The organism is Rhodococcus sp. NPDC019647, assembly GCF_044389235.1.
GTDB classification, from domain to species: domain Bacteria; phylum Actinomycetota; class Actinomycetes; order Mycobacteriales; family Mycobacteriaceae; genus Rhodococcus_F; species Rhodococcus_F oxybenzonivorans.
The window spans coordinates 1-4,551 of the sequence record NZ_JBIRXS010000068.1; the positions used below are offsets into that span (position 1 = coordinate 1).

Sequence of the window (4,551 nt, forward strand, 5' to 3'; positions counted from 1 at the left end):
CTCGACAGGGTGTGGGAGAGTAGGACACCGCCGAACATCCGTTACCGGAAGCCCCCCAACACCTGTTGGGGGGCTTCCGGCATTCCACCACAAAAAATCCAGTAGGTGAGCGCGCCCCATCCGGACGGATTTGATATATCGCGGGCGGTCAAGGGATGGTTTCCAATTCGAATCCCGGTTTCGCTTGACCAATGGAATCGATGTTGCTCGTGGAATAACTGCACCGATTGAGATCACGCCTTGTGGGCATTTGGGGTTGTGCCAGACAATGATTTGTCGGCGATATTTTGTCACGTAGGAGTTCGTCGGCCCGTTCAATGCGGTCTTGGTCACGGTCGTAATCGATGCTGCCTTCAGGCGCAAATGCGCGGTCACCGGCGTCATCAGTCGGCGCGGCCGGCCGAAACCGTTGTCGTACTACGACAGTGACTACATTGCACCAGTACCGAACCCATACCGGACCTACGAAGAGTTCCGGGCCTCGGCCGCAGCCGGAATCCGCGGCGCCCAAAAGGCCATGAGGTAAATCTCATCCAGCGGCATACTCTTGAGCCGCGGACAAAGAGAGATTTGCACAGTCATCTGCGACGCCAGAGCTCCGCGCTCGGCTTCGCTACCGCCGAGAGTGCCAGCGGCATTTGTAACTGACTTCGTTCCGGCAACCGAAAATTGGCCCCTGGGTTGGCCTCGTCACCGAAGGCCTCAACCAGCGGCCAAAGGGGTTGTTCGAGGTGATGAGAGCAATAAAAAGACCCGTGGATCGATTTTGCCGTTGGCTGGCGTGTCCCTCATGTGGTCAGCGGGACGAGTCGGCTAGCGGGCTACGCGGTAGCGGAGGTAGACCACTTTCGAATTGAGGGTGCGGGACTCGAGGAGGTCGAGGTTCACCCGATGCTGGCGTTGAGGAAAGAAGGTGCGGCCGCCGCCCAGCAGCACTGGGTAGACCCTGGCCCGGTACTCGTCGATGAGACCCAAGGCGGCCGCCTCGGCGGCGAGAGTCGCTCCGCCGATCGCGATGTCGCCCACCGCCGGTTCGGCTCGCAATCGCTCGATCTCATCCGCCAGACCGCTGGACGCGAGGCGGGCGTTTCCCTGCACCGCCGACAGCGTGGTGGAGAACACCAACTTCGGGAGCCCCCTCCAAAGCGCGGCGAATTCGAGCGTTGAGTAGTCGAGCGACGGGTTCTGGTCGGCGGTCTCCCAGTACAGCATGGTCTCGTACAGCCGTCGTCCGAGCAGATGGACGCCGACCCGGCGTACCTCGTCAGTGGCGAGGTTGAAGACCTCTTGGTCGGGTGAGCTCCAGTCGAAGGACCCGTCCGGCCCGACGACGTAGCCGTCCAGCGACACGGCCATCGAGTAGGTCACGCTGCGCATCAGGAGCTCCCCTCAGTAGCGGATTCGACTCCATGGTGAGTTGACCATCGCGCGACCAGTCGTGTCACGCGACTTGCCGATGACCTCCTGATTCGTGGTCGTCGGGTTTCCGACGAGGACGCCCTTCTCGAACTTCGCGTCGGCGCGGACGAGGGTGACGAGGTGGGGTGCGTTCACGGCACGCCATCCGGGTGGGTGGGCTCATGAGTGTGAACACCTTCGCAATACCGGCCGCGAAGGTGCCGGGTCCCTTGGTGACCCAGTGCCGGAGCCGCACGGTGGTGAAGGTCGGCTTGATCGGGTGGTGTGCAGGTGGATCCAGTGCTCGGCCGACAGTCATAGAAGAGAAGGCGAGCAGCACATTGAGGTGGTCGGTGACCTTTGCGGTCGCCTTGGTGCACTTGGAGGTGTAGTCGTCGGCGAACGTCTTCGCCGCGGCCCGGGCGTGCTCCTTTTCTTTGGCGTTCCAGATCTCGGCTAGTGCAGCCTTCGCGCCAGGCTGGGCGAACCTGGGCCGCGCGTTGAGCACGTTGGCGATCTTGTGGAACCAACACCGCTGCTCGCGGGTGTCGGGAGCACCTACCGCAGGGCAACCCAGAACCGCCGACGCCGATGCGAGCACCGGGGCCCGCAACCTGCGACGCTTGCACGAGCGGAGCAGGTCGAGCCAGGACTCCGAAAATTCGCGTTGTCCGTCGTCGAAGGCGACCAGTTCCCTGGTGCCGTCAGCACGCACGCGACGATGACCAGCAGGCACACCTTGGTCCTGCGCGAGTCGGACCTCGGGTGGATCCCGTCGACCCCCCACATGCAGACGAAGTCGGTGTCCGTCAGCGAGCGCTTGTTGAACGCCTTAGCCTCCTCCTGCCAGTGCCTGGTCATCCGGGTGATGGTGGCCGTCGACAGGCCGCTGCTGCCGCCAAGGAACTGCCCCAACGCCGGGCCGAAGTCCGAGGAGTACAGGCCATGCGGGTACAGCAGCGGCATCACCGCGGCGACCTCGGCCTGCAGTGCCGCCGCGAGCATCAATCTCGCTCGGGAGGTGCGCCAGCTTCAGGTCACCCGCCGAGGGTGATACACAGATTTTGATTATCGCTCGGTGGTGATCGAGCGGTGCTCACCCTCGAAGGCGCGGATCGCGAGCCGATCGACAGAAGGTCTTGCTCTGCCGGGCGGTCCGAAGACCACGTTGCCTTTCGCGGTCACGAAGCCGAGGGTTCCCGGGTGCGCGAAGGTGTCTCGCTCGGGGCCGCGGGTGTAGTCGAGTCGAAGTCCTTCAACGAGTTGCGGGCGGGGAATCGCGCAGCCCGCGTCCGCGCTCCACCGTCGTGGCTTCCATGGCCGGGACCTCCCGCTGCAGACCTGCGACCAGGAATACTTCGTGGGTCCAGTTCTCAGGGCGGGCGCGCTCGATCAATCGGCCGGCAACGCCACGCAGGGTCGGCTCTTTCAGAGCGCGGGGAGGATGCTCAACCCCGCTGTCAGGTCCCGATCCGACGTTCTGGTATTCGCGGTCATTTAGCCACCGCTCCGTCGTAGTCGCGATCCATCTCCGTGGTCCGGCCTGTCGGTAGACCAATGCGATGCGGTCCCGGCATAGTGCCGCAGTGGCTTTCACATGGTCGGGGTTGCAGATGTTTGTTGTGTCGCCGTTGGAGTGGAGGCGGATGTAGTGATCGCGGGCCAACCGGGTCAACTGCTTCCCCCCGGTGGCTGGGGGACCGGGGGCAGGGCGAGCATCGAAGCACTGGTCGGCGTCGATCCGTTGCCGCGGAAAGCCTGATGGGTCGGTTCGCGTTTTGCGTGTGCCGACACCACCGGCTCGCGCCTTCGCCATCCCGCACCAGCACCCTGGGCACCGTACCGAGGCTGATGGAGGCGAAGGCCTATCGCAGTGAGTCACCAATCAAACTGTCGCGCAATAGCGTTCGGCGACCTCATGTTCTCGGATCAAAAGGTTTCCTTGTCTATGGTCGTTCGAGGTGGCTCGGTTCAATGCCCGTACCGACTCCTCGTCCCGGCATCACCCGGTTGGCCGTGCGTGCCGAGGAGTCTCCTGGGAAGTTGAGAACGCCCAGCGCCGTATGACGCGAAGACGTCTGCGTTCATGACTGGTTTCTCCAAGTCGGCGCCGACCAACGGCACGGTCACCTGCACGGCCGGGGTGTCGGAATCGGCGTATTCATCAGCGGCTTGGGCAGATACCAGCGGCCGCATCACTGGAATCCGCTGGCCCCTCCGGAAGGCGGGAACTGAGGTCTGCTGCGCCGCTTTTGGAAGGTTCGAGTGCCTCCTCGGTCCCGGTCCTTCGCCGCGGTCACCGGGTGCGTTATCTCCGTCACCACGCTGAGAGCAGACGCCGACATACGCGGGCAGCGTGACTGCATCGAAGGTCTGCCCGCGCTGCTTCGCTAGGTATCCGACCCTGTCGCGCTCGATGAGCCGGCGTTCTGGCGATTGGTGATTCCCGTACTCACCTCAGGAGTGCGGACTCCATGGTTGTCGACACTTCACTGGGTGCAGTTGGATGTTTCGACGGCCGCACGAAGGGCGCTCGGTCATTCTTCGACGGCATCCTTCTGACTGCCGCCGAAGATGAAGATTAAGCCCTCTGCGTCGCATTCACGTCTACCCGCTCGCTATGGGCTGGGCTGCCCCCGAGGCCGAAGAGCTGTAGCGGTCTCGATCGCTCTCGGCTCGTTGTTCAGGGTGACCATGTCGTCCGATCAATCCCGCTCCACCGGCGGGCTGGATGGTTGCCTCGTTCGGCGCGACCAGCCTCGGCCAGAACATGGATGAAGCAGGTGAGTTCGGGTTCCGCATCGGGGCCGAGAGCTCTCAGAAGGTCATAATCCGCGTGCGACCTGGCGATTTGGAATGTACGCCCCTGTCGCGTAACTTATTCGAAGTCAGAGCGACACGGACACCGACTCCGCCCGCAGGGGCTGGGACACGAGGTTGTACGGAGTGCCTGGCGAAAAATCTTGAAGTCGGCCATCGTGTATGGTTGTGCTTCTTCCCCGGATTGTGTTCATGGAGTACTGGTTTGCGCTGGTGCTTCCGGGGAGATAAGATGGAACGGTTGCCCCGGAGCGGCTAGCGAGTGTGCTGGTGGTGATGGTGTGTGCGTGTTCTTTGAGAACTCAACAGTGTGTCGATGAATGTCAGTGCCAA

At 62.9% G+C, this 4,551-nt stretch carries 4 protein-coding genes; 1 reads left to right on the forward strand and 3 read right to left on the reverse strand.

Features of this window, described 5'->3' with window-relative positions; all coding sequences use genetic code 11:
- Nucleotides 1–813 precede the first annotated feature (813 nt).
- Nucleotides 814–1,377: a dihydrofolate reductase family protein gene (locus ACH49N_RS38845; RefSeq protein ID WP_159918995.1), complete on the reverse strand. Its 564-nt coding sequence runs from the start codon at nucleotides 1,375–1,377 to the stop codon at nucleotides 814–816.
- Between the two features lie 64 nt (nucleotides 1,378–1,441).
- Nucleotides 1,442–2,134 carry a transposase gene (locus ACH49N_RS38850; RefSeq protein ID WP_358278805.1) on the reverse strand — a complete coding sequence of 231 codons (693 nt, stop codon included), beginning with the start codon at nucleotides 2,132–2,134 and terminating at the stop codon, nucleotides 1,442–1,444.
- Here ACH49N_RS38850 and ACH49N_RS38855 point away from each other — a divergent pair.
- Complete coding sequence (locus tag ACH49N_RS38855) at nucleotides 2,120–2,452, forward strand: hypothetical protein (protein WP_358278807.1); 333 nt, start codon at nucleotides 2,120–2,122, stop codon at nucleotides 2,450–2,452. The genes ACH49N_RS38850 and ACH49N_RS38855 overlap by 15 nt on opposite strands.
- Nucleotides 2,453–2,653: 201 nt before the next feature.
- On the opposite strand, the gene ACH49N_RS38860 is transcribed toward ACH49N_RS38855, so the two are convergent.
- Nucleotides 2,654–3,214, reverse strand: a complete 561-nt coding sequence (locus tag ACH49N_RS38860) for a hypothetical protein (protein WP_358278809.1) — start codon at nucleotides 3,212–3,214, stop codon at nucleotides 2,654–2,656.
- Nucleotides 3,215–4,551 lie beyond the last annotated feature (1,337 nt).

Coding starts and splice junctions, on each gene's coding strand:
- ACH49N_RS38845 (WP_159918995.1), bottom strand. CDS start 1,377: ATGCGCAGCGTGACCTACTCGATGGCCGTGTCGCTGGACGGCTACGTC.
- ACH49N_RS38855 (WP_358278807.1), top strand. CDS start 2,120: ATGACCAGCAGGCACACCTTGGTCCTGCGCGAGTCGGACCTCGGGTGG.
- ACH49N_RS38860 (WP_358278809.1), bottom strand. CDS start 3,214: ATGGCGAAGGCGCGAGCCGGTGGTGTCGGCACACGCAAAACGCGAACC.